At 43.1% G+C, this 23,021-nt stretch carries 19 protein-coding genes; 10 read left to right on the top strand and 9 right to left on the bottom strand.

Annotated elements, in window-relative coordinates:
* The first annotated feature begins 609 nt into the window (after positions 1 to 609).
* Positions 610 to 1,155: a transposase gene (locus IEX80_RS10060; protein ID WP_176627712.1), complete on the top strand. Its 546-nt coding sequence runs from the start codon at positions 610 to 612 to the stop codon at positions 1,153 to 1,155.
* A 323-nt stretch (positions 1,156 to 1,478) separates the two neighbouring features.
* Here the strand turns inward: IEX80_RS10060 and IEX80_RS10055 are convergent, their stop codons facing one another.
* A complete protein-coding gene (locus IEX80_RS10055; RefSeq protein ID WP_188832782.1) occupies positions 1,479 to 1,856 on the bottom strand; it encodes a hypothetical protein in 378 nt (125 codons plus the stop codon).
* 427 nt (positions 1,857 to 2,283) lie between these two features.
* Between IEX80_RS10055 and IEX80_RS10050 the strand changes: the two genes are divergently transcribed.
* Positions 2,284 to 2,820, top strand: a complete 537-nt coding sequence (locus tag IEX80_RS10050) for a hypothetical protein (protein WP_091162070.1) — start codon at positions 2,284 to 2,286, stop codon at positions 2,818 to 2,820.
* 383 nt (positions 2,821 to 3,203) lie between these two features.
* Here the strand turns inward: IEX80_RS10050 and IEX80_RS10045 are convergent, their stop codons facing one another.
* The 4 genes from IEX80_RS10045 to IEX80_RS10030 form a co-directional block, all read right to left on the bottom strand.
* Positions 3,204 to 4,106, bottom strand: a complete 903-nt coding sequence (locus tag IEX80_RS10045; RefSeq protein ID WP_188832781.1) for a ribose-phosphate diphosphokinase — start codon at positions 4,104 to 4,106, stop codon at positions 3,204 to 3,206.
* 56 nt (positions 4,107 to 4,162) lie between these two features.
* Positions 4,163 to 5,581, bottom strand: a complete 1,419-nt coding sequence (locus IEX80_RS10040; protein ID WP_188832780.1) for a nicotinate phosphoribosyltransferase — start codon at positions 5,579 to 5,581, stop codon at positions 4,163 to 4,165.
* A 4-nt stretch (positions 5,582 to 5,585) separates the two neighbouring features.
* Positions 5,586 to 6,482 (bottom strand): NUDIX domain-containing protein, encoded by an 897-nt coding sequence (locus tag IEX80_RS10035; protein ID WP_188832779.1) that lies wholly within the window; start codon positions 6,480 to 6,482, stop codon positions 5,586 to 5,588.
* Positions 6,483 to 6,757: 275 nt separating this feature from the next.
* Positions 6,758 to 7,444 carry an NUDIX hydrolase gene (locus tag IEX80_RS10030; RefSeq protein ID WP_188832778.1) on the bottom strand — a complete coding sequence of 229 codons (687 nt, stop codon included), beginning with the start codon at positions 7,442 to 7,444 and terminating at the stop codon, positions 6,758 to 6,760.
* Between the two features lie 169 nt (positions 7,445 to 7,613).
* Between IEX80_RS10030 and IEX80_RS10025 the strand changes: the two genes are divergently transcribed.
* From IEX80_RS10025 to IEX80_RS09995, 7 genes are all read left to right on the top strand, one after another.
* Positions 7,614 to 8,243, top strand: a complete 630-nt coding sequence (locus IEX80_RS10025; protein WP_188832777.1) for an RNA polymerase sigma-70 factor — start codon at positions 7,614 to 7,616, stop codon at positions 8,241 to 8,243.
* Between the two features lie 67 nt (positions 8,244 to 8,310).
* Complete coding sequence (locus IEX80_RS10020) at positions 8,311 to 9,279, top strand: FecR family protein (RefSeq protein WP_188832776.1); 969 nt, start codon at positions 8,311 to 8,313, stop codon at positions 9,277 to 9,279.
* Between the two features lie 258 nt (positions 9,280 to 9,537).
* Positions 9,538 to 12,900 (top strand): TonB-dependent receptor, encoded by a 3,363-nt coding sequence (locus IEX80_RS10015; RefSeq protein WP_175489970.1) that lies wholly within the window; start codon positions 9,538 to 9,540, stop codon positions 12,898 to 12,900.
* 11 nt (positions 12,901 to 12,911) lie between these two features.
* Entirely contained in the window at positions 12,912 to 14,540 is a 1,629-nt protein-coding gene (locus IEX80_RS10010; RefSeq protein ID WP_188832775.1) for a RagB/SusD family nutrient uptake outer membrane protein, read from the top strand.
* A gap of 43 nt (positions 14,541 to 14,583) precedes the next feature.
* Positions 14,584 to 15,720 (top strand): SusE domain-containing protein, encoded by a 1,137-nt coding sequence (locus IEX80_RS10005; RefSeq protein ID WP_090526297.1) that lies wholly within the window; start codon positions 14,584 to 14,586, stop codon positions 15,718 to 15,720.
* A 66-nt stretch (positions 15,721 to 15,786) separates the two neighbouring features.
* Entirely contained in the window at positions 15,787 to 16,941 is a 1,155-nt protein-coding gene (locus tag IEX80_RS10000) for a glycoside hydrolase family 76 protein (protein ID WP_188832774.1), read from the top strand.
* Positions 16,942 to 17,038: 97 nt separating this feature from the next.
* Complete coding sequence (locus tag IEX80_RS09995) at positions 17,039 to 18,106, top strand: glycoside hydrolase family 76 protein (RefSeq protein ID WP_188832773.1); 1,068 nt, start codon at positions 17,039 to 17,041, stop codon at positions 18,104 to 18,106.
* Between the two features lie 216 nt (positions 18,107 to 18,322).
* Here IEX80_RS09995 and IEX80_RS09990 read toward each other — a convergent pair whose 3' ends face one another.
* Genes IEX80_RS09990 through IEX80_RS09980 form a run of 3 tightly spaced genes read right to left on the bottom strand, consistent with a single transcriptional unit; the run spans position 18,323 to position 21,239 of the window.
* Entirely contained in the window at positions 18,323 to 18,640 is a 318-nt protein-coding gene (locus IEX80_RS09990) for a GIY-YIG nuclease family protein (protein WP_229701582.1), read from the bottom strand.
* Between the two features lie 3 nt (positions 18,641 to 18,643).
* The gene (locus IEX80_RS09985; protein ID WP_188832772.1) at positions 18,644 to 20,551 is read right to left on the bottom strand and encodes a DUF294 nucleotidyltransferase-like domain-containing protein; all 1,908 of its coding nucleotides are present in this window, start codon (positions 20,549 to 20,551) and stop codon (positions 18,644 to 18,646) included.
* Positions 20,535 to 21,239, bottom strand: a complete 705-nt coding sequence (locus tag IEX80_RS09980) for a 3'-5' exonuclease (RefSeq protein WP_176627700.1) — start codon at positions 21,237 to 21,239, stop codon at positions 20,535 to 20,537. Before IEX80_RS09980 ends, IEX80_RS09985 begins: the two co-directional genes overlap by 17 nt.
* A gap of 198 nt (positions 21,240 to 21,437) precedes the next feature.
* Here IEX80_RS09980 and IEX80_RS09975 point away from each other — a divergent pair, with 198 nt between their 5' ends.
* Entirely contained in the window at positions 21,438 to 21,950 is a 513-nt protein-coding gene (locus tag IEX80_RS09975; protein ID WP_188832771.1) for a hypothetical protein, read from the top strand.
* A gap of 247 nt (positions 21,951 to 22,197) precedes the next feature.
* Here IEX80_RS09975 and IEX80_RS09970 read toward each other — a convergent pair whose 3' ends face one another.
* A complete protein-coding gene (locus IEX80_RS09970) occupies positions 22,198 to 23,019 on the bottom strand; it encodes a DUF4249 domain-containing protein (RefSeq protein WP_188832770.1) in 822 nt (273 codons plus the stop codon).
* Positions 23,020 to 23,021 lie beyond the last annotated feature (2 nt).

The raw sequence follows: 23,021 nt of genomic DNA, 5'->3' as shown, positions 1-23,021 counted from the left end.
CGCTTGCGGCTGCTGGGATACTCCGAATTTTAAATATAAGACACTCAAAATACATCAACCCACCGCCCCCATAAATTATATAGAAAAATGAAAAATCAAATAACGCTGAAGTTAGTTCTGATCAATGTTATTCCAATTATCTTTTTGCTGTTTAATATTTCTGAATTGTATAATGTTTTTTACGGAAATAGTGATTATTCATTTGGCAGTGATTTTTTTTCAGCTTATTCAATTTATCAATCTAAAATGTGGTATATTATTTACTTATCCATATTTATTGTATCGCTTTTGGGCATGATTTTATTTAGTAAAACAAATAAGCGGGTAGGTTATTATGCGCTGCTGATAGTTAACGTGCTGCTTTTTCTCTACCCGATGTGTACGAATTAATATGAACAATGGAATATTACATAATTTTTGAAAAGTTGTAAGGCTTACAACTTAGATAAGCAGCCTTAACACGCGTGCGCCAGCGAGGGGGTTAAATCAAACGCTACCGCAAGCGTCCTCGTTTGTGGACATCATGCTAAAACAACAGGTGGTTGATTAACTAAATGTGGGTTATAAGGAGACGCTTGGGATAGAGAAAGATAAAATGTATTTTTAAATATGAGTCGTAATTATAAATTCCATAACTCCGAAGGAATGTACTTTGTGAGTTTTGCCACGGTGTTTTGGATTGATGTATTTGTGCGACGATTGTACTTTGATTGCGTGGTAGATAATCTTAATTTTTGTGTGCATGAAAAGGGAATGGAAGTATATGCCTGGTGTATTATGCCAAGCCATGTTCATTTGGTATTTCGATCAGAGCGGATTAAACCCGAGGAGTTGATAGGTGGTTTTAAATCTGTAACATCGAGACAACTTATCAAGTTGATTGATGAAAATATACAAGAGAGCAGACGCGAATGGCTTTTAAATTCATTTAAAAAAGCTGGCGCAGCAAACTCAAATAATACAAAAAATCAATTTTGGCAACAACACAACCAACCTATTGAACTTTGGAGTAATCACGTTATACAACAAAAAATAGATTATACCCACAATAATCCGGTAGTTGCCGGTTTTGTTGAAAATGATTATGAATATCTCTATAGCAGCGCACGAGATTATGCTGATATCAAAGGATTAGTTGATGTAATATTGGATTAGCATATAAATTGAAGGCTACCGCAAGCGTCCTCGCTTATGGGCATCATGCTAAGTTATGCAAGGTATTTTGTCATGTTGTAGACCTTGAACGCGGGCCACAAGCGAGGACGCTTGCGGCAGCGGGGGCACGAGATTATGCTGGTGTTAAAGGGCTGGTTAAGGTAGAAATAGATTAGTTTATAAATTCAACGCTCCCGCAAGCGTCCTCGCTTGTGGACATCATGCTAAGTTATGCAAGCGGATCGTCATGTTATAGACCTGAACACGGGCCACAAGCGAGGACGCTTGCGGCAGCGGGGGTAGCTTCAGCACTGCAAAGCGCATTATAATACGACATCTCCCTCAAATGGTGGCTGTAACAGAAAGTCCCGCCATGCTTCTACAAGTTCTTTTAATTCTGTAGTAGGAATTTCCGGATAATTCCTCCCAACATCATCTATATAAAATATCGTAATGGTTTTGTAAACCGTAATTTCTACAAGATCGGAACCAGATTCATATTCGGCAAGTTCACCGCTGAGTACTTTTTCTATCTGTGGGATTACTTCTTCAATCAGGTCATCCGCCCCCCAACCATATAAAAAGCTGCTGGCTATACTATTGGTATGTGGTATCTTACTAATCTTTTTACCCCATTTGCCCATGTCCATAACCTTATTGGTAAAATTAATCTCGTATTTTTCTATTAACTCCCGGTTCATTTAGCGGTATTTTTTATGAGATAGATAAGCGTCATCGGTTATGCTCTCTTGTGGGCATGGTTGTGTTGATGATTTCTGTTTTTAAAGCTATGGTTAATTCTTGAAAGATACGGTATATATGATTGCGGTGTTGAGTGTTTTAGTACTGGTGCACGCGTGTCGCGTGTACCTTGTCCGTTTTGTTTTGAAAAGATATTTGACAAATTTGTAACTTCACCTAATTAGACATTCATGATCAGTTGAAAGAAACACGCGGCACGCGTGCTCCAGCGAAGAGATAGAGCATTAGTTCATTATATCAAATCAATACTTTCCAATGAATAACAATACGCGAACGGTATGCGATTTTACAACGTCAATATTTAACTACAACACAAAAAAAGTATTAATATATAACTATTAATATTGGGACCTAAACTTGTTTATTATGATTATCAATAAAAGCAAAATTATTGCTGCTCCATTGTTATTATTTTTTGTTTTTTGGAGCATCATTTTAATGGGGCAGACGAAGAAAATCCATTTATTGTGTCCACGTAAAAATTTTGAAAAAAAAATTATAGATTCTGTATTTGGCTATTTTAATTCAAGGAAAAAAAATACAATTCTGCTAAGAATTCAAAAGAATAAGGATTCTACATCCAGTGTCGGAGTAGGTGTCTATCAGGTAAGACTTACAACATTGGCAGAAGATGATCTTTATAGTTTACTTTTAAAGAAAGACAAATACTACGGCTTCTTTGAATATAAAAAGCACCCTGTTTTAGTTTATGGCCGAAGTGAAGACCCGGGATACTTCTTTTCGAGATTAAAAGCTACGAAAGCCTTCAAATTCTTAAACGCATATCAAGGAGGTTTTGATAACGAACCGCCTGTAAGTATTGAGCCAACAGTTTTTATTTTTTATTATAATAAAGATCGTTTTTTATTTGGATTGAGTGGTATGTTTGGCTTTTGGGAATAAAGTTAATATAAGCGTACAAGAGATCTTAGACGAAATCTTGAATTACGAATGCTGTTACTTATTGTATGTTTGAACAACAAGGGCAGTTCTCTGAAACTGGAATATATATTCTGGTCGAAGCGGTAGCCCGACTTGAACCTAAAACTGTTCAAGCATTTTGCTTGCATGGCCTAAATAGTAATAAACGATATAACTGTCATAAAGTTAAGCTGAAAGCTTAACTCATTTTAGGAGTGATTCCTTTATATAGTTAATCTTGCTTTGCCAAAGAAAACGGTCCCTTATATCTTGCATAATTTGATCTCTTTTTGGAATACTCTTTTTGCTTTGATATCGCTTAGTTTCTTTGAATAACAAATTCTTTTAAAAAATCTCTTAGCGCTTCACCCACAAATCAACCCCGCCACTGTCCTCACCTCCACAAAATCATCCCCCTCCAGATCCTTACAATTCACATGTGTATCGGTACAGATCAGCTTTTTAATAGCTCCGCAGGCCTTTAACTTCCCAATGCCATCGTTTACAAACAGGCCATGCGTAGTGATCACATAGATATCCCCGGCACCGGCGTTTTTATAAGTGAGGGCGGCGTTTACGATGCTGCCGCCCGAGCGGATCATGTCGTCATAAATTATGACTGTTTTTCCGGCTACGTCGGCATTGATGGCGCTTACTTCGGTATGGTCGCCTTTGAGGCGGCGTTTGAGGATGAAGGCGGCATTTACGCCCATATCATTCGCTAATGATTCCACCCATTTGGCGCGGCCGGCATCCGTGCTGGCCATTACAAAATTGTCGCCTCCGTATTGGGTGGCGGCCTCAATCACAATATCCTTGCAGTACACATGTACAGGGTACAGGTCCTGCTCAAAGTAGTACTGGATACCCTCGCTATGCAGATCGAACAGCATCACCTTATTGCCCCGGTTTGATTTTGGTATGGCCGAGAGCAGGCGGGCGCGGGTTTTGGCGGTCACAATTTCGCCGGGTTTAACGGCGCGTTCCATGGTGCTGTAACCAAAGTAGGGGATCACCAGCGTAAGCGAATCGGCACCATAACTTACCAGCGATGAAGCAAGGTCGTACAGTTCAAGTGTGGCGCTGTCGCTCACGGTACCGCCGATCAGCAATACCTCGCGGCCTTCCACGTTGGATAGGATGCGTTGGTAGCGTTCGCCATCGGTAAAGCGGCTTACTTCAATTTCGCCGCGTTCGCAATGGCCAAGGGCAAGCACTTTTTCGGCAAGGTATTCATATCCGGTTATGGCAAAAAGTAGTTTTTTCATTGTATAAGAGCTTAAAGCAGAAGGCCTAAAGCATAAAGCTTTTTTGTTTATGCGGTTTATTGGTGTTGCAAGGTATTAATCACCTGTTCAAAGGTAAAATCTTTCATGATATGGCCATTCTCGAAAACGGTTTGCAGCTGGTCGGCAAGTTCAGGTTGTTCGTCCTGCTGAATGGTTTTGTAGCCTTCAGTAGTTTTTACCAGTTTAAGGCGGCCGCCTTTGCTTTTTTTAAAGCTGGTGCTAATGTTGCCATTGGCGTCCATTTCGGCCGGACTTTTCTCTACAGCTACCTCTTTACCGTTTATGACGGCGCTGCTGCATTTTAGGGCGAACTTCTGGGTATCACGGTCGACTTTTTGCAGTAATGCGCCGCCCATGCCCAGCACCAGGTTTTCGGCGCTGATGCCGTTTTCTTTAAGGGCTTTATAAATGACGCCTATCTCGGTATAATTAACCCCATCGCCCTGGATCACCCTAACCTGCGGTGGCAGCACTTTATAGCCTTTGGCATTGGTGGTAAAGCCGAACTTATCGAACAGGATGTTAAAGATCTCCAGTAAGGTCATGACCGGGTCGCCGCTATCCGGGCGGATCACCAGTGTACCATCGCGTTTCAGGATCTCCTGTTTCAGGTTCTCGCCCCAGTACTCGCTGCAGGCACGGAAAATATTATAGCTATCGCTTACACAGGCAATGACGCCAGTGGGAAAGCTGCGCAGCACATGCTTAAACACTTCCAGTTCGCCTTGCTGCCCAAGCAGGGTACAAATGCTGTGCTCCGTAGCCGGGATGCTGAGGCCATATACCTTCTCTGCATGGTAATATTTAATAGCCATGCCCGATCCTGCCAGGTTATCGCTGCCTGCAAAGCTAAGCAGGTGCGCAGCCCCACCTATTTTGGCACTCTCCACGCTGCTCACCCCGCGGAAACCGAAGTCATTCAACACAAAGCCAATCCCACCAAAAGCTTCGGGTGTGGCGGTTTCTTCATAGTATTGGGTAACTACCTTTTTAACCTCGTGGCTAAGCGTAGCTACGGTGCAGGGGTACCAAGCCTGCATCAACAGGGTTTCGAGGAAGTTGGTGAGCCAGTAACATTCAGGATCGGTATTTTCGATGGTCATGAGCACGTTGCCGGTGGGTACGCTGGTGCCTTCGGCAACGGCTTTAATGCGCACCGGCAGGTGACCGTTGTATTTATCCAATATGTATTGAAACTTGCTGCAATCAAACACATCATTACGCCCGAAAACCTGTTTTAGAAATTCATCGGCTTCGTCCAGATCAACCTGGTTAAAGGCCGGTCCCTGCAGGTATTCCTTCAAAAAATATTGCAGACCGAAAAAAACGGTTTCGTTGAACATGCCTCCGCGGCTTTCCAGGTAACTGTAAATATTGGTGGTACCGGGGTAGTAAAATTTATGGTGGGCGTATTTATATGCGTCGGCTAAGAGGATCAGATTTTCCTTTTTCATGGCTTTAGTTTTTAAGGTATTTGCCGGTGATGAAATTAAACAATTCAACGTGTTCTTCGCTTATGGAGCCATCTTTTATCATCAATGGCAGGTCGGTAAGTTTAAACCAGGCCAGGTCGGCAATATCATCCTGGGCTTTTGGCTCACCGCCAATAAAGTCGCAGCTAAACAGCAGGGTAATGATCTTGTCGGCCTCGCTGCGGTAGCGCCAGTCGTTTATTTTGGCCGATGTTTCGTACTGCATGGCGGTGGTTTGCATTTCGCCGCACTCTTCGGCAAGCTCGCGTTTGGCGGCATCTTCGTAGCAGGCATCCTCAGGGTCAGAAAAACCACCCACAAAGCGCCATTTATTGTTGATGGCTTTTTTGCCTAACAGGATCTCGCTGCGGTTATTCCTGAACAGGGCTACATCCACCGTAGGGTACACCTTTGGATATTGGTTATAGTAAGCGTACAGGATGCCCGCGCGGAAATCATTTGAATCAAAAACCTTATCGGCGTATTGTTTGCGCAATTCGGTGGCGTTGTAGTCGCCATGCTCGGGCAGTTCGATGGTTTCAAATTTACCGCTATAGTAGGGGATGAAGCTATCGCGACTGCCGTACAAACAAAACTGCTCGGCATTGAAAACACTTTTCAGCAGGTTGTCCAGGTTATCCGACCAAACTTTATCGCTCGGATTATCGCTGATGGGCAGCACCACAATTTCAGGATAATCTTTTTTGATCATTTTTTCACGCGTGTAATAGTCGTAAGGGTTTTTGCGGCTGCCTTTTATGGGGCTAACACCCAGCAGTATGATCAGTTTGGCATGATTCTGCTTAACCTGAGCTATCAATTCCCGGTGACCCTCATGCAGGTATGGCGTTTGAAAGCGTGCTATAATTACTCCTGTTTTCATTTTTGATTTGCGTTAATTATACACAAATATAAATATGTGTTTTTAATACGCAAATTATTTTTTAATAAATCTTTGGTATGCTCGTAATGTTGAGTGATTAAATCAATGGACTCTGAAGGTTAGATGACAAAGAGGGCTTGTCAGTCTGAGCCTGTCGAAGACTCGTGTGCAGAGGCCTGCCCGCCATACTTCGACGGGCTCAGTATGACACCCATTTTTAAGTTGTCATAGGTAACTTGTTTCAGGATGACAGCAGAAGGTAGATTTAGAACCTGCTATATCTCGAAACTAATTCCCTCTTTCTTCAACTGAAAATATTTTTCCTCATTAAAACGGAAAAGGTTACCCGGTCTGCCGGCGCCTTCGAGGGCTTGTTTTTCGGTAGTTTCTTCAAGGAAGCCGTATTTGGTGATCTTCTTTTTAAAGTTACGGCGGTCGATAGGGCGGTCGAGCACGGCGAGGTAAAGTTTTTCGAGTTCAGAGAAAGGGAACTTTTCTTCAAGCAACTCAAAACCTACGGGTTGATAAAGCATTTTGCTTTTTAGGCGTTCGCGCGCTACGCTGATAATGGTTGTATGATCGAACGCCAGGGCGGGGAGCTTTTTGATATTGAACCAGTTTACGTCACTGGCATCGGTGGCGGCCCTCACAACAAAGGCGTCGGGTCTTACAAGCCCGTAATAAGTTATGGAGATCACCCTGTTACGCGGGTCGCGCCCTGGCTGGCCAAAGCTGTACAGTTGTTCCAGGTAAGTGATGTTAACACCGGTTTCTTCACGCAGCTCGCGTTGAATAGCTTCCTCTAACGATTCATGGTCAGCCACCAGTCCGCCCGGCAATGCCCAGCTGTTTTTAAAAGGCTCGATATTGCGTTTAATGAGCAATACGGACAATCCCTCCTTGGAGGTATATCCAAATACTACGGCATCAACGGCAACCTTTATATTTTGGGCGACTGACATAATACAAAGTTAGATATTGAGAAGCGGTGGGGCAAGAGAAAGGCAACTATTCAATTAATTAAAACCAGGGTGCCGGCACTATTTCATTATGTTTTATTAGCTGATGACGTAACCTGTTTAGTGGGTGGAATATTTAAAAGTTTTTTTATTTAAAAATTTTCTTGTAAATATGCCCTACCGATCAGTAAACCGTTTTACCGCCGCTATGCTTCACGATAAGGAATATCAAATGTGGCCCGATGCCCGGTTATTGGAGCAGTTAAGGCTTGATGACCGTAAGGCATTTGAAATTCTGTACCATAAATATTCGTCGAAATTGTTTTATGCGGCTTATAATCTTTTCAGGGATAAGGATGTTTGTGAAGACCTGGTGCAGGAGTTATTTATTGATCTGTGGACAAAGCGCAATCAGCTAAATATCACTTCGCTTGAAGCTTATCTTAAAGTAGCCATCAGGCACCGTGTGTTATTTTATCTGCGTACAAAAAAGGCATCGGTAGATCTCGCTGTGATTGAAACACTGGTTGAAAAGTATTCGGCCGATAGTAAATTGTTCCAGGATGATATTGCTCATTTATTGGAAGATGGCGTAGCTCAGTTACCCGAAAAATGCCGGCAGATCTTTACCCTGAGCCGTAAAGAGTATCTCAGCAATAAAGAGATAGCTACTCGGCTAAACATTTCTATTAAAACCGTCGAAAATCAGATCACTATCGCTTTAAGATACCTGCGTACTGGTTTAACCGACTATCTGCCATCGGTAGTGGCGCTGGTATTACTGCATATGTTTGGCAAATAGACCTAAAAAAATATTTTCAATTGCTTTAGGGGGTACCCCGGTTTATTGCATCCTGCAATTATAAACCATGGCAAAATTCCCTTTCAGAAAAAAACAATCCGGTGCAAATGACAGGCATTTGCAGGAAGAGCTTGTAAATAAATATTTCGACGAGCTCGATCTCCGCAGCGTACAAAACGAGGCAGGTGATGAGGTGGAATTTAATGCTGATGGTGTATACAGCAGGATCAATGCTGCTTTAGAGAATACAGAAAAGAAAACTCCCGGCAAATCAAAAAAATGGATGGTTGCGGCTTCGCTTCTTGCAGGCTTATGTGTTTCGGTAACAATAGCTTATCAATACCGCTATGCCCTGCTTGACAAACTTGATCCTATTGCCAGCAAACAATTGGTTGCCGCTAACGGGCAAACTGTAAACTTTACCCTTGCCGATGGTACTAAGATATGGTTAAACGCAGGCAGCAAGCTTACTTATCCTGAAACTTTTCGCGGTGAAAAACGTGAAATCAAGCTTGAAGGCGAAGCTTTTTTGGATGTAGCCCATGATCCTGCCAAAGCTTTTATTATACATACCGGAAAAGTGCGCACCCAGGTGCTGGGCACCAGTTTTAATATCAAAGCCTACGCTAACGAAAGCTTTATTAAGGTTGACGTTTTAAGCGGCAAAGTTGGGGTAGTTACTCCGGCCGGTGCAACAAAAAGTACAACCACATTTTTAATCCCCGCCGAGGAGGTTGTTTTTGATAAGGATAAGCTATCCGTGATAAAAAATGCTCAGGTTGATGTGAACGCCCTAAGCAGTTGGAAAGACGGTGAATTGGTATTTAAAAATATGGCGCTGCCCGAAGTGCTCAACACCATTAACCGCCACTTCAATGTAACCGTAAAGGCCGATGTTAACCTGGCACGTTGCTCTATTACCGCCAACTTTACCAATGTTTCACTGGAAAATATCATGAAGATCATATCGAAACTGGTGAAGGGAAAAGCTGTGCAAAAGGGCCCTGCTTATCAGCTAAAAGGCAAGGGCTGTTAACATAAAACCAATTAATAAAAGAGACATACCAATTATCAGTTAACCTAAATAACAAGCTATGATAACATAAATACATTAAAAAACCCTGCTCAAAAGGGATTTTGACAGGGTTAAACTAAAATGCCGGGTTATTAATAAGTGCAGCGTTTAGAGGTCCAATTCAGAACGAAGCACTTGAATTTCAAACACTTTAATTTTCTCAAATCTATGAATATATCTCTATTTTCAAATGGAGTAATTCGTCATGTATTAATATTAATGAAAATTACCTCGCTTGCCTGCTTTGTGGTTTGCCTCATGTGCTTTACGGCCGTGGCAAACAACTCGTTTGGCCAAAAATTTCTGGAGGTATCGGTTACGCTCAAATTAAAAAATGCCAAACTAACCGACGCGCTGGATAAGATCTCGAACCAAAAGCATATCAAATTTGCCTATGCCGATAATGTACTTAAACCAACTTATGTCATAAGCCTTAGGGTTAAAGACAAAAGTATTAAGGAAGTCCTTGATCAGGTGTTGACTCCCTTCAACCTCAGCTATAAGATCATCGATGATGTTATCGTTATTGATGAAAAGCCCGAGATTGAAAGCAGCACCGGCGGTATTGAGCAGGGCCCCAGGCAACCCATCAAAGTTAAAGGTAAAGTTACCGACGAAAACAACTTAGTTATACCCGGCGCAAGCGTACGGGTTAAAGGTACAACCATTGGCACCGTAACCGATATTAACGGTAATTACACCATTGATGCGCCCGATGCTGACGCTGTACTGGTGTTTAACTTTATTGGTTATACCACAAAGGAACAGCCCGTAGGTAGCCAAACTACGCTGAACGTGCAGCTGATCCCTGAAAGAACCTCTCTTAACGAGGTGGTAGTTATTGGTTATGGAACTCAAAGGCGCGCCAATGTTATTGGCGCGGTTGACCAGGTCAGCTCGAAGGCTATCGAGACGAAACCATCGGTTAACCTGACACAAGCTTTGCAGGGAACATCCCCAAACCTTATCATCCAGCAAACCAGTTCAGAGCCAGGCGCTTACGCTAATATTAATATACGGGGTATGAGTACCTTGAATGATAATAACCCGTTGGTAGTTATTGATGGTATTACGGGCGGCGATATCAACTTGCTCAACCCTTTAGATATTGAAAGTGTTTCGGTATTGAAGGATGCCGGTTCGGCTGCTATTTATGGTTCACGCTCGGCCAATGGGGTTATTTTGGTTACCACTAAAAAAGGAAAAAATAATTCGCGTACAACGCTTTCATATAATGGGCAGGCTGGCATCCAATCACCGCATGTTGGGTACAAGCCGGTGCATAGTTATGAAAATGCCATTTTGCGTAACGAGGCTGTGGTGAATGCCGGTTTGCAGCCTATTTACAGTCCGCAGCAAATTCGTGACTTTCAGCAGCAAGGCGATCAGCAATGGTTTTTGGATGCAATTTTAAAAGATGCATGGCAGCAAAATCACAACCTGGCTTTAACCGGCGGAAACGCCACTACTACGTTCCTGGTATCGGCCGGGGTTACTGACCAGCGAAGTAACCTGGTTGGTCCCAATTATGGCTTAAGGCGTTACAATTATAGAATGAACCTTACCAGTAATTATGGTAAGCTTAAGTTAACAGGCATACTTGCCTACTCACGTACCGAAATTAAAGAACATTCGTACAGCACCGGTACCCTTATTGTTGATGCTGGTCGTACACCTACTTATTATAAGATCAAAGACGACCAGGGCCGCTACCTTACCAATGATGTGCTTACCGAGTTTAACCCGTTGGGAATACTCGAAAAAGGTGGCTATCGGTTACGCGATAATGATAACATATTTGGAAATCTTAATGCCGAACTTTCCATCACTAAAGACCTGAAGTTAAAAGGTGTATTTGGTGGTACCTTGCTATCAAACCACATGTTTGGCAGGGTAATGCAGGTTAATTTTTATCCGTCGGGTACCTACGGTGCTGATAGAAACACCAACGACGAAAACGACAAAAACCTGTTTACCAATGCACAGTTCCTGGCGCAGTATACTAAAACATTTAATAAATCGCATAATGTTGATGTACTTATTGGTGTTGCTAATGAATCGACCACTAATAAATCAAACAGGCTTTATTTAAAGTATACCGACCCCGAGTTAGGAACCCCAGTTACAGGTACCGTTATCGACCCGGCGTCATCAAACACCAATAATAATACGGTAGAAACCAGTCTTAACTCGTTATTTGGCAGGGCTAACTATTCGTATAAAAACAAGCTCTACGGCGAGTTCGATTTCCGTTTGGATGCTTCATCCAAATTCAATACACAAAATCGTAACGCATTTTTTCCATCGGTTTCGGGCGGTTACAGGTTAACAGAAGAGGCCTTTATGCAAAACTATCGCGATAAATTAGGCGATATTAAGTTAAGGGCCTCATATGGTATTTTGGGAAACCAGAGTGTGCGCGATTATCAGTATCTGCGTACTTATGGGCCCTACCGCAATGGTGATGGAACAATCAATCCCAATCCTTACGGGTTCAATAATTCCGGCGTTGGCGGCATAACTATTGATTTTGCCAATCCAAACCTGCGTTGGGAACGCGCGGCAACGTTTAATGCCGGCGTTGATGCCAATTTCTTTAAAAACAGTTTAAGTGTATCGGTTGATTATTTCAACAAAACGACACGTGATATCCTGTTGCCGCCGGTTGTACCCGGAACTTTCGGCGCCGGGCTGCCAAGTTATAACGCGGGGAAGGTGCAAAACCACGGCTGGGAACTTACGGTTAATTATTATTTGACCACTCAAAACTTTAAGCATTCCTTTAGCTTTAATGTGGGCGATAGTAAAAACAAAGTTTTATACCTTGAAGGCGGCGACCAGTTAAAAACTTACGATGAGATGCAGGTTATTAACCGCGTTGGTCTGCCTATTGGTTCGTATGTGGGTTTAAAACGCGATGGCTATTTTCAAAATCTCCATGATATCCAAACAGGCCCTAAACCAGCCGGCCTAACTGTTTCGCCTGGCGACAATCGTTATGTTGACGTTAACGGCGACGGCATTATTGATGATAACGACAAGTTTGTTTTGGGCAACCCATTCCCACGATTGACTTTCGGTTTTACCTATAATGTTACGTTTAAAGGTTTTGACTTCAACCTGTTTTTACAGGGCGTGGGCAAGCGGAGCATGTTTGTAAGAGGCGAACAGGTTGAGCCCTTCCACGTAAATTATTCGCAGGTTATTTATCAGCACCAGTTAGATTATTGGACTCCTGAAAACCCAGACGCACGTTACCCAAGACTCGCAGCCAGCGGTAGTCAATCAAATGAAAATAATTTCAGGCGGGGGTCAGACATGTATCTGTTTGATGGCAAATACCTGCGGGTGAAAAATGTGCAGTTGGGCTATACCTTACCTGCTACATGGTCAAAGAAGTTGGGTTTGCAGAAACTGCGGGCTTATGTATCCGGTCAAAACGTACTCACTTTTTCAGGTATGAAGTTTATAGATCCTGAATCGACCGAGTTCAACAATAACCTTAGTGCAGGTGGAGCAAACAGCGCGCGCGCTTATCCAACACCAATTTATTATGGTTTTGGCTTAGATGTAACCTTATAATACTATCCATCATGAAAAAAAAATCAACACATAAAATTGCCTTCTTTTTACTGCTTGCCGGGTTGGCACCGGCCTGTAAAAAGCTTGACCTGGCACCGGTAAACAAATTTACCGATAACAACTTCTGGACGACAACTGAAAAGGCCGGTAGTGTACTTAATACGGCCTACACTCAAATGTATAACAACGACTATTTCTTTTATAATGAAGGAGCGTCGGATAATGCATACAATGGCCGTGGTGACAACCAGGGTGTGGCCTCGCTTGCCGCGGGCACATATGATCCGTCGTTAGGGCGTATCAAACAGGAGTGGGGGTTCCACTACAGCGGCATAAAAACCTGTAATATTTTTTTGGAGAATGTTGATAAGGTTACCGCTATGGATGCAACGCTGAAAGCCCGTATGAAGGCTGAAGCAAGGTTTATTCGTGCTTTTCATTATTTTATGCTGGAGACCTGGTGGGGGGATGTGCCTTTATTTGATCACGATATTACAATTGAAGAATCAAAAACAGTTGCACGTACGCCGAAGGCGCAGGTAGTGGATTTTGTTTTAAAAGAACTTGATGCAGCGGCTGCCGATTTGCCGGTGAACACCGCTTATAAAGAATCCGACAGAGGGCGCATCACTAAAGGCGCTGCCATTGCCCTTAAAGCAAGGGTGTTGTTATATGAAAACCGCTGGCAGGAAGTTGCTGCTACCTGCGAAAAGCTGATGAACGATAATAGTAATGGTACATACAGCTTGTTCCCCTCATATGAAGGTGTGTTTTTGCCGCAAAACGAATATAACAGCGAGGTAATACTTGACCTGGAATATGTACCTATTGTACGCACCTACAGCAACTTTTTTGATATGGCCCCGCTGGCTGTGGGCGCGCGTTTGAATGCACTTGCGCCAACTCAGGAACTGGTGGACAGTTACCTGATGGATAACGGAAAAAAAATATCTGATGCAGGTTCGGGCTACGACGAAAACAATCCGTACGTTCACCGCGATCCACGTCTAACCAATACTATTGTTTACAATGGCTATCAATGGAAAAAGCCTGATAACACAACACAGGTTATATATACCAAACCGGGCGATGATCCTGCTCCTACCAAGCTTGATGAATATGCTCCCGGAAAGGTAAGTTCGCCAACTGGCTACTATATCCGTAAGTATTACGATCCTACATCTGCCACTAATTTTCAGTCGGGTTTGAATCTGATCCTCATCCGTTATGCCGATGTGTTACTGATGTATGCCGAAGCTAAAAATGAGCTTGGCCAGCTGGATGCCGGTGTTTGGGATAAAACAATCAAAGCCTTGCGCAGTCGTGCAGGCTTTACCGATACCCCTGCATTAAATTTTGCAGCTGGAAGCCAAGCTGATTTAAGAGAGATAGTTCGTAACGAGCGCCGTGTAGAACTGGCTATGGAAGGCCTGCGGGTGTTTGATATCCGTCGTTGGCATACTGCCGAAACCGTACTGAACGGTTGGGCGCACGGAGCCAAATTTGGTCCGGCATCGGTTGATAATGGCTACATCAGGGCCAACCTGCGCACATTTGACAAAGGTAAAAACTACCTCTGGCCAATCCCTCGCGATGAGCGCGCTGTTGACCCTAACCTAACTCAAAACCCGGGCTGGTAAATCATTAATTATTTATAAAAAGACATTATAATCAATTACGATCATGAAAAATATTACATACTGCCTCATGGCAGGCATCATAGCCATTTTAATGGTAACAGGCTGCAAAAAGGATAAAACCTTACAACATACACAGGTATCGGCAGTAACCAACCTTTTTGCTCCTGCAAATAACAAATTCATCCAGTTAGAGCCGGTAACCGGTTCGGCCACATTTGAATGGGCCGAAGCCCATGCCGAAGACAATGGCCTGGTTTTGTACGAGGTTGCTTTTGATAAAGAAGGCGGCGATTTTTCAAAGCCAATTTATACTATTCCTTCAGATGCTAACGGACTCTACAACAAGCTTACCATCTCGTACAAAGACCTGAATAAGGTGGCCGATTTAGCCGGGATCCAACCGCAGGCTACCGGTAAATTGAAATGGACCGTAATGTCGTCGAAAGGTATCAATGTGGTTAAAGCGACTGCATCAAGCATTATTGAAGTGCAGCGTGCTGCGGGTTTTACAGATATTCCTGCCGATCTGTACCTGACAGGTTCGGCAACCGAAGGCGGCGAAGACTTAAGCAAAGCGGTACATTTTAAACAAACTGCAGCGGGTGTTTTTGAGGCCTGGACATCATTAAAAGCAGGTACCTACCATTTTGCCGAACGTAACACAGGCACTCCTGCTACTTACTCTATCGATGGTATTAAGCTGCTGAAAGATGGTAGCACTACCGTAACCGGCGCAACTAAAGTTGAGCGTATCGTAGTTGACTTTACATCTGCATCGGCTACTATAACCGAAGTAACTGAGGTTGGTTTATGGTTTGCGGCAGATAATAAAGTATGGTTCCCGCTCCCTTACAAAGCCGGTGGTAAATGGGAAATAGATAACGCTTCTATTGTATTTCACCAGGAATCATGGGGTAGGGATGAGCGTTACAAGTTCCGCTTTACCTTTAAAGATGCTGCGGGTAACACTTCAACCCAGTTTTATGGCAGCAAAAATTCGGATAACAGTCGCCCGGATGCCAATACAGCCAAATCATTCTGGTACATGGTGCCGGTTAACAACTCGCAATATGATTTCTGCTTTAAGTTTACCGGTGCAGCCGATAATCACAACGCCGATATCGTAGTTGACTTTAGCGCTGATGCTGCTGCTTATACCCACTCTGTTACTGTTAAATAATATTAACCGCCTACCTGCCGCCGTGTTGCCAAAATATGGCGGCAGGTTGACGATAAAAGATATTTTATGAAAAATAAATTGCTCAACATAGCTACTGCTGTCCTTGTAGGCGGCATAGCCATGACTTTTTCATCGTGTTTAAAGGATAAGCCTTTCCCCTTGTACGGCAACAAAGCTTCGGCAAAGGTGCAATATAAGTACGCCGAAACAGCCGATTCATTACAGGAAAAAACATACACAACCTTCATATCGGCAAACGGAAATTATTTTGTGGCGAACAATGCCGGCAGTACCACTTTTAATTACTGGCCTAATGCCCATACCCTTGATATTTTTACCGATGCCTACCTGCGCACCAATAATGATATCTACAAGCAAAGAATGAGCTCGCTTTTAGCCGGAATAAAAACTACTAACGGCGGTCTTTCCAATAATTTTTACGATGATATGGAATGGCTGGATCTGGCTACATTAAGGGCTTACAATGCTACAAAGGATGCCGCTTATCTAACGGCAGCCCACACGCTTTGGACAGATATTCAAACCGGCGAAAACAGCAACCAGGGCGGCGGTATAGCCTGGCGTAAAAATCAGTTGGATTATAAAAATACACCTGCAAATGCTCCGGCCATCATCTTTGCAGCCCGTTTATATGCTTTGGAAAAAAATGAAGCCGACCTCGCGACAGCAAAAAGATTATATACCTGGCTCAAGAAAACCCTGCTTGATCCTTCGGGCATTATCTGGGATGGTATCAACGCCAATGGCGACGGGCAGATCAGCAAGTGGAAGTTTACCTATAACCAGGGCGTGTTTATCGGGGCTTCATTGGAACTTTATCATGTTACCAAAGATGCTGCCTACCTTACCGATGCGGTAAACACAGCCAATGCCAGCATTAATGATACAGATATTTCACCCGGCGGCATCCTGAAATCGGAAGGGCAGGGTGATGGCGGTTTATTTAAGGGAATCCTGATCAGGTATCTTACACTGCTGGCCCTCGACCCCGATATTGCTGAAACCGACAGGACTAAGTTTATCAGCTTCCTGAAATTTAATGCCGAAACGCTTTACACAGCCGGTATCGAGCGGCCATCGCTCATGATCAGCCCCGACTGGAAAAAGAAACCATCGGGAACAACAGACCTTACTACCCAGTTAAGCGGTGTGATGATGGTTGAAGCTGCCGCAACGCTGAAATCGGCCGGTAAATTTTAAACAACAACTTTGTAACAATAAAAGCCATAAAAGTATTCAACCACTTTTATGGCTTATTTTAGTATCTGATTTATACCTGTCTTAAATACAATTATCTATGAAAATTAAATTGATTAGCCTGTTTTGTCTGTCTGTTGCCTTAAGTACAAGTGCCCAAACGCCCGGCTACAAAGAGCGGATAAAAATCATTAACCAAAATATCAACAGTTGTTTTGCTGATACCAAAACAGGGTTGTATCTTGAAACTACCGACTCGGTTGAGAATAAGGGCAACCATTCGTTTTTGTGGCCGCTTTGTGCCCTGGTGCAGGCCGCTAACGAAATGGAAGTGCTGGAACCTTCCAAACAATATCTTAAGCCTGTTATGGTTGCTATCCAGCAATATTATTCGCCTCGTTCACCTGCACCGGCTTACCAGGCCATGGTAGCAAAGGAAAAACAGGATTCGCGTTTTTATGATGATAACGAGTGGGTGGCCATTGCCCTGATGGATGCCTATAACCGTACCCATAATAAACAGTATTTGGAAACCTCTAAAATGATCTACCGCTTTTTACTAACCGGTTATACCAATGAAGCCGGTGGTGGTTTTTATTGGGAAGAAGGCAACCGGAAAAGTAAAAATACCTGCTCAAACGGTCCGGGGATTTTGGTGGCTTTGCAGTTGTACAAAGCAACAGGTCGTAAACAATATTTAGACACAGCTTTACTGGCTTATAACTGGACAAACAAAAACCTGCAGGCGCCATCCGGCTTGTTTTATGATAACATAAAGGTGCCGTCGTTAAAGATTGATTCGGCCATTTATACATACAACGCGGGTACCATGCTGCAAGCCAATGTGCTGCTCTATAACATCACCCATGATAAAAAATACCTGACCGAGGCCCGTCGCATAGCCAAAGCTTCCGAACAATATTTTTATCGTAACAACCGGTTGCCGGGCAATTATTGGTTTAATGCAGTTTTACTTCGTGGTTACCAGGAATTATATCGTGTTGACAAAGACAAAAAGCAAGTCCAGTTTTTTGTTGACGACGCCAACCGCATATGGCAACAGGAACGGAACGATAAAAACCTGCTCGGCCAGCATCGCATCAAAAGCCTGATAGACCAGGCAGCGATGATAGAGATTTATGCGAGGCTGGAGGAGATGGGGGTATAAGGTAAGATTACCGCCCGTCATGCCAAGCCAGTCGAAGCATGGCAGATAGGGCCTCTGCGCGCGCCCTTCGACAGGCTCAGGGTGACAGGCCCGCCCACGAAAATAAAACGGTTGTCATGCTTCGAGAGCCTACCCATGACAACTTAAAAAATGGGTGTCATACTGAGCCCGTCGAAGTATGGAGGGCAGGCCTCTGCGCGCGACCCTTCGACAAGCTCAGGGTAACAGGCCTTTATTTTTTGCTTTAGCTAATTCCGGTAAAAGATCCCAAGTGCCGTTTATGATAGCTTCTTTCTTTTCCCTCCTCCAGCCCTTAACTTGTTTTTCAAATGCAATTGCTTGATTAACGTCATTAAATACTTCATTAAAAACCAGTTTCAATGGTCGTCGTTTAAAAGTATAGCAAGCGGGGTTCTCGCCGGATTGATGCTCAATCAATCTTCGCTCAATATTATTAGTTATTCCAGTGTAGTACGAACCATCAGCACATTTCAATATATAAACGTGATATTGATTCAGGCCAACGTTTATCATCCCTTACCCAAACAAATTATTCGTAAACTCCATCTTTATCCTTGTTTGAAAGTTATCTATCGTCTTAAAAATCTCCTTTAAGGCCACTTTTTCAATTTTGGTGAGTTTGTCCGGGTCGATGTAGTTGTCGGGTTCGGTGCGGTCCCTGATAATTTGGGAGGCCTGGTTGCGGAGGCGCAGGCCCATTAAAAAATAGTACGACTGGATCAGCTCATGAACCTCTTTTTCGTTGAACACACCTTTCTCTTTTAGCGCCTTCAACCGCTCGCCTGGATTAACCTCAAAAATACGGTGGCGCAGGGCGTACATTCGCACCAGGTCGACGATAGGGGTCATTGATTTTTTAATGTCGAAAACTTCCTGGCTGCCTTTGGTGAACGTTTTGATGTTTTTGAAAAAGGTGAGGGGCGGCTCATATTGCAAAGCATTTTTAGCCATGTGGAAGAAGATCTTGCCCAACGGTTTTTGCAGTTCCTCATCCAGAAATTCTTTGAGCTCATCCATAATACTGGCCTCGCCATACAAGTAGCGGCAATCAAAAAAGGTAGAGAATTGGATCACAGTTTCGGGTACGGCCTCGGTCATCCAGCTTTCGTAATTGCGTTTCCAATGGGAGAGGGAGTGCGTCCATTTGGGGTTTTGGGCCATGTAGCCGCCGGTACAAAAGCTGAAGCCGATATGATCAAGCTTTTCGGATACCTGCTGCGCAAAGCTCAGGAAATATTCGCGCACTAACTCACGCTGCTCGTTGGCTTTATCTTCGTAAATAATGGCGTTATCCTGGTCGGTTTTAAAGGTTTGCTCTTTACGGCCTTCGCTGCCAAGCACCATGAAAACAAATTTGGCAGGCGGCTGTCCCATAGTTGCAATAACGCTTTCAATTACTTTTATGGCAATGGTATCGGCAATAGTGGTAATCACCTGGTTTACAATTTCGGCGTTTACACCACGGCCAAGCAATTGCGTAACCATTTGCGGTACCGATTCCCATTTACGCTTAAGCTCCTGTACTGAAATGGCTTGTTTTACCGATTGAATAAACACCAGTGGCGATTGCGCCTGTTCGGACAATAATTTATTCCTGCTGATGCTGCCTACAAATTCATCCCCGTTTTTGATGAGTAAATACCGGGTTTTGGTACGGAACATCATCAAAATAGCTTCGTATACATAAGCGTTGGTACTAATGCAAACGATAGGGTTATCCATAATGTTGCCAACCGGCTGGGCGTTATCTGCCTGTTTTGCAACTACATTATCGCGCAGGGTTATATCGGTCACATAGCCTACAATTTTGGCTTGTTCATCGCGAATAAAAATGCAGCTTACCTTATGTTTAGCCATTAGGCGGGCCGTTTCATAAACAGGGGTTCCTTGAGGGCAGGATACTATCTCGCGGTATTCGATACTTTCAATTTTACGCGAGTACATTTGTTCGGAAGCTATGTAGCTTTCCTCAAAAGTTGCCGGACGTTTATAAAAATGGGCGAACTCATCATCAAGCATCCGTTTGCCAAAATCGGCAGTAAAATATTGTACAAAATCCTCGTAAGCTTTGCACAGCGACCGGAAATCTTTGCGATGTAAAAAGAAAACGGTTGTGCCCTTTTTGGCTATTACCGTACGGATAGACTGTTTACGGTTAAGCAATACCGAAATACCTCCATAGCAGTAACCCGAATGATGATACTCCAACAACCGCTTATTTTGCTGGGTGTCATAAAAAAAGGATTCGTATTCGCCTTCGGCAATGATATCCACGCCACGCATTTTGGTTACTTCCTGCTGGTAAATAACCGTGTCTTTACTATAACGGATCTCCTGCAACTGGTCGGCAACCTGTTCCAATACTTCTGTAGGAAGCAGATTAAAAGGGGATACTTTACTTAAAAATTCAAGACGTTGAACCATATAACCAAAAAGCTATGATGATGATCAAAATTAAAATGATGGCTGCGGGTAAAAGGTATTTTTTTTCGGAGCGGATTTTTTGCAGGTAAACCTCTTGGTGCTCTACGCTCTCTTCGCTAATATCGCCGCGTTTCAGCATCTCAAAAAAGCATTCGGCGGTAGCTTCGGCATCTTCAAGGGCGTTGTGCTGCCTGTCGAATGTTTTGTTAAACAGTACTTCGTACAGTTGGTTTAACCTTAAATACTTGGTCTGCGGGTTTTGTACCCATTTGGTGGTAGCCAGCATGGTACAAAAGGTTTTTAAATTTTGAAGCGGATTAGTGATTCCTGTGCGATAAAACTCAACGCCGGCAACATTCAGGTCAAGCTCAATAAAATGACCTACTACGAGTGGTTGATATTCAAGCAGATCGTTGGCCAGCATGTTCATTACATCCCTCCGCCATTCACCGTGCTCAACCAAATATTCCTGGGTAAGGCCATGAACAGCATACGCTTTTGGGCTTATGGTGAAGTCATTATCCTTAATATAATGATCTTCGCGCTTTATCTCCTGCATGTCATTGGTGTACACAATCCACGACACCTGCAGGGCATAAGGCCAGTTGTCGTTATCACAATAGGGCAGGTCCCACTTTTTGGGCAGGCCGGAGGTTTCGGTATCTATGAATAAAAGGTAATCTTGCACATGCTAAATTTATGAATTTATTTGAATGATGGGAGCAAGTGTGAATTGCCTTTAAAACCATTGATTGGTCGAAAGTTATTTAGGAATTAAAATCAGATCATTAATTTAAAATCTTATGGAAAAAAAACCGCTGATTTAAAAGCAGATTTAATGCTTGGCTTAAATTCGCATATTCGTAATATACACTTATAGGAAAATATGATGACGAATAAGAAGATCAAATTTATTAAGGCTTTGATAAGCTATTTAACTTTTATTGGTTTGGTGACCCTTTTTATTTTAATTACGAAAATCAGCCAAATAATAGGAAATTTCAATATCTTCTTTATATCTGTTTTGTTGATTAATCTATTTGTCGTGGTGGTTAACTTATTCTTTTTGTTCAAAAAAGAATCCGAAAATGGCCGTAAATTGATTTTACTTGTAAACGCAATATATAGTTTAATTTCTGGCCTTGAGTTTCGCGGGAGAGGTATTATCATTAGCAATAATTTAGGCCCTGATATATCAGTTTATTTTAAAAAGAATTGGGGTGGTCTTGATTACGGTTTTTATTACGATGTTTTTAATGTAGTTATTAAACTGTTTTTCTACGACAATACTAAATATCCTCAATTGTCTTTTCAGGTAAATTTGATCATGTTGATGATAAGTCTGCTCCTTTTTTTTAATTGTAAAACCATGAGAAAATCTTTATATAAAGAGCGTTAACTGCAGCAGGTGAACAAATATTGCGTCGGCAGTCGGAAATGTATAAGTTGTCAATGTTACTGGTCGATGTTTAGCGATAGCGTTACTTCGTCCTAAAATGGCTTAATCTTTTGGCTTGAGTTAAACAATCCTTATTTGGAAGCGGGTTGAATAAGGGGCATTTTAACTAAAACCGGGCAAGCAGAATGCTTCCCCGGTTTTAGGTCCAAGTTACGCTGTCGCTAAACTTGAACCAGATTACGGGGGCTTACGGCGCTATCAACGTCTTCCTCTCCACTGTGTGCGCACTAAAGTACCCCAACGCGCCGCCTTTAATATTGGTTAGCGGATTTGCCGGGGCGGCGTTATTGCCATCGCCGTTTGCGCTGTTGCTGAGGCTGTAAAAGTATTTGTAAACCGCCTGATCAATGCTCATCATTTCAATGGTTACCTGATTACCGGGGCGGATATCGCGTGCCGGGTTATCGTTGCTGTTATCAAACCTGAGGTTGTTGTTCACTTCCTGCCCATTGGTAAATTCGTCGTCTTCCAGCATGATCGTTTCTTCTTTGCGGCCGTTTACATACTGTACAAAGCGATAATAGTTTTTGGTAGCTATAGGGTCGTCATATCGCACGGTAACATATTTGCGCGGGGTGCCGTCCTTGTTATTTTCAAGCTCGTCTTTAACCAGGTAAATACTATCTAAAGGAACGGCGGGATGCATCAAGCAGCTTGAGGTGAATGTTTTGCCATCAACACTCACACCAAGCTGATAGGTATGGCCAGGATTGCCTGTTAAGGTACTGTTTTGGTAAATACCGGTACCCGTAGCCGTAAGCGGGTAAACATTGTTATTATCATCGGCAATGGTAACGGTAGCGCCGCTTATCCCATTGAAGTCATTATTATCGGTGAAGTTTTTGGTCTTGCTTAATAATACTTTGCAGCCGCCGGCCCGGTTGGTTAATACGCCTTCAACTACATATTGCGGAGTGGTGTCTTTCAGTTTCAGGTCGATGGCTTTTTCGCAACTGCTTAAAGTTGCTGCAAAAAGCATAATGGTTATATATTTTATAGTGTTTTTCATCG

It is taken from the genome of Mucilaginibacter rubeus (assembly GCF_014643835.1).
Taxonomy (GTDB): domain Bacteria; phylum Bacteroidota; class Bacteroidia; order Sphingobacteriales; family Sphingobacteriaceae; genus Mucilaginibacter; species Mucilaginibacter rubeus.
Note: the sequence above shows the minus strand (reverse complement) of the source record. Positions and strands in the feature narration are given on the sequence as shown.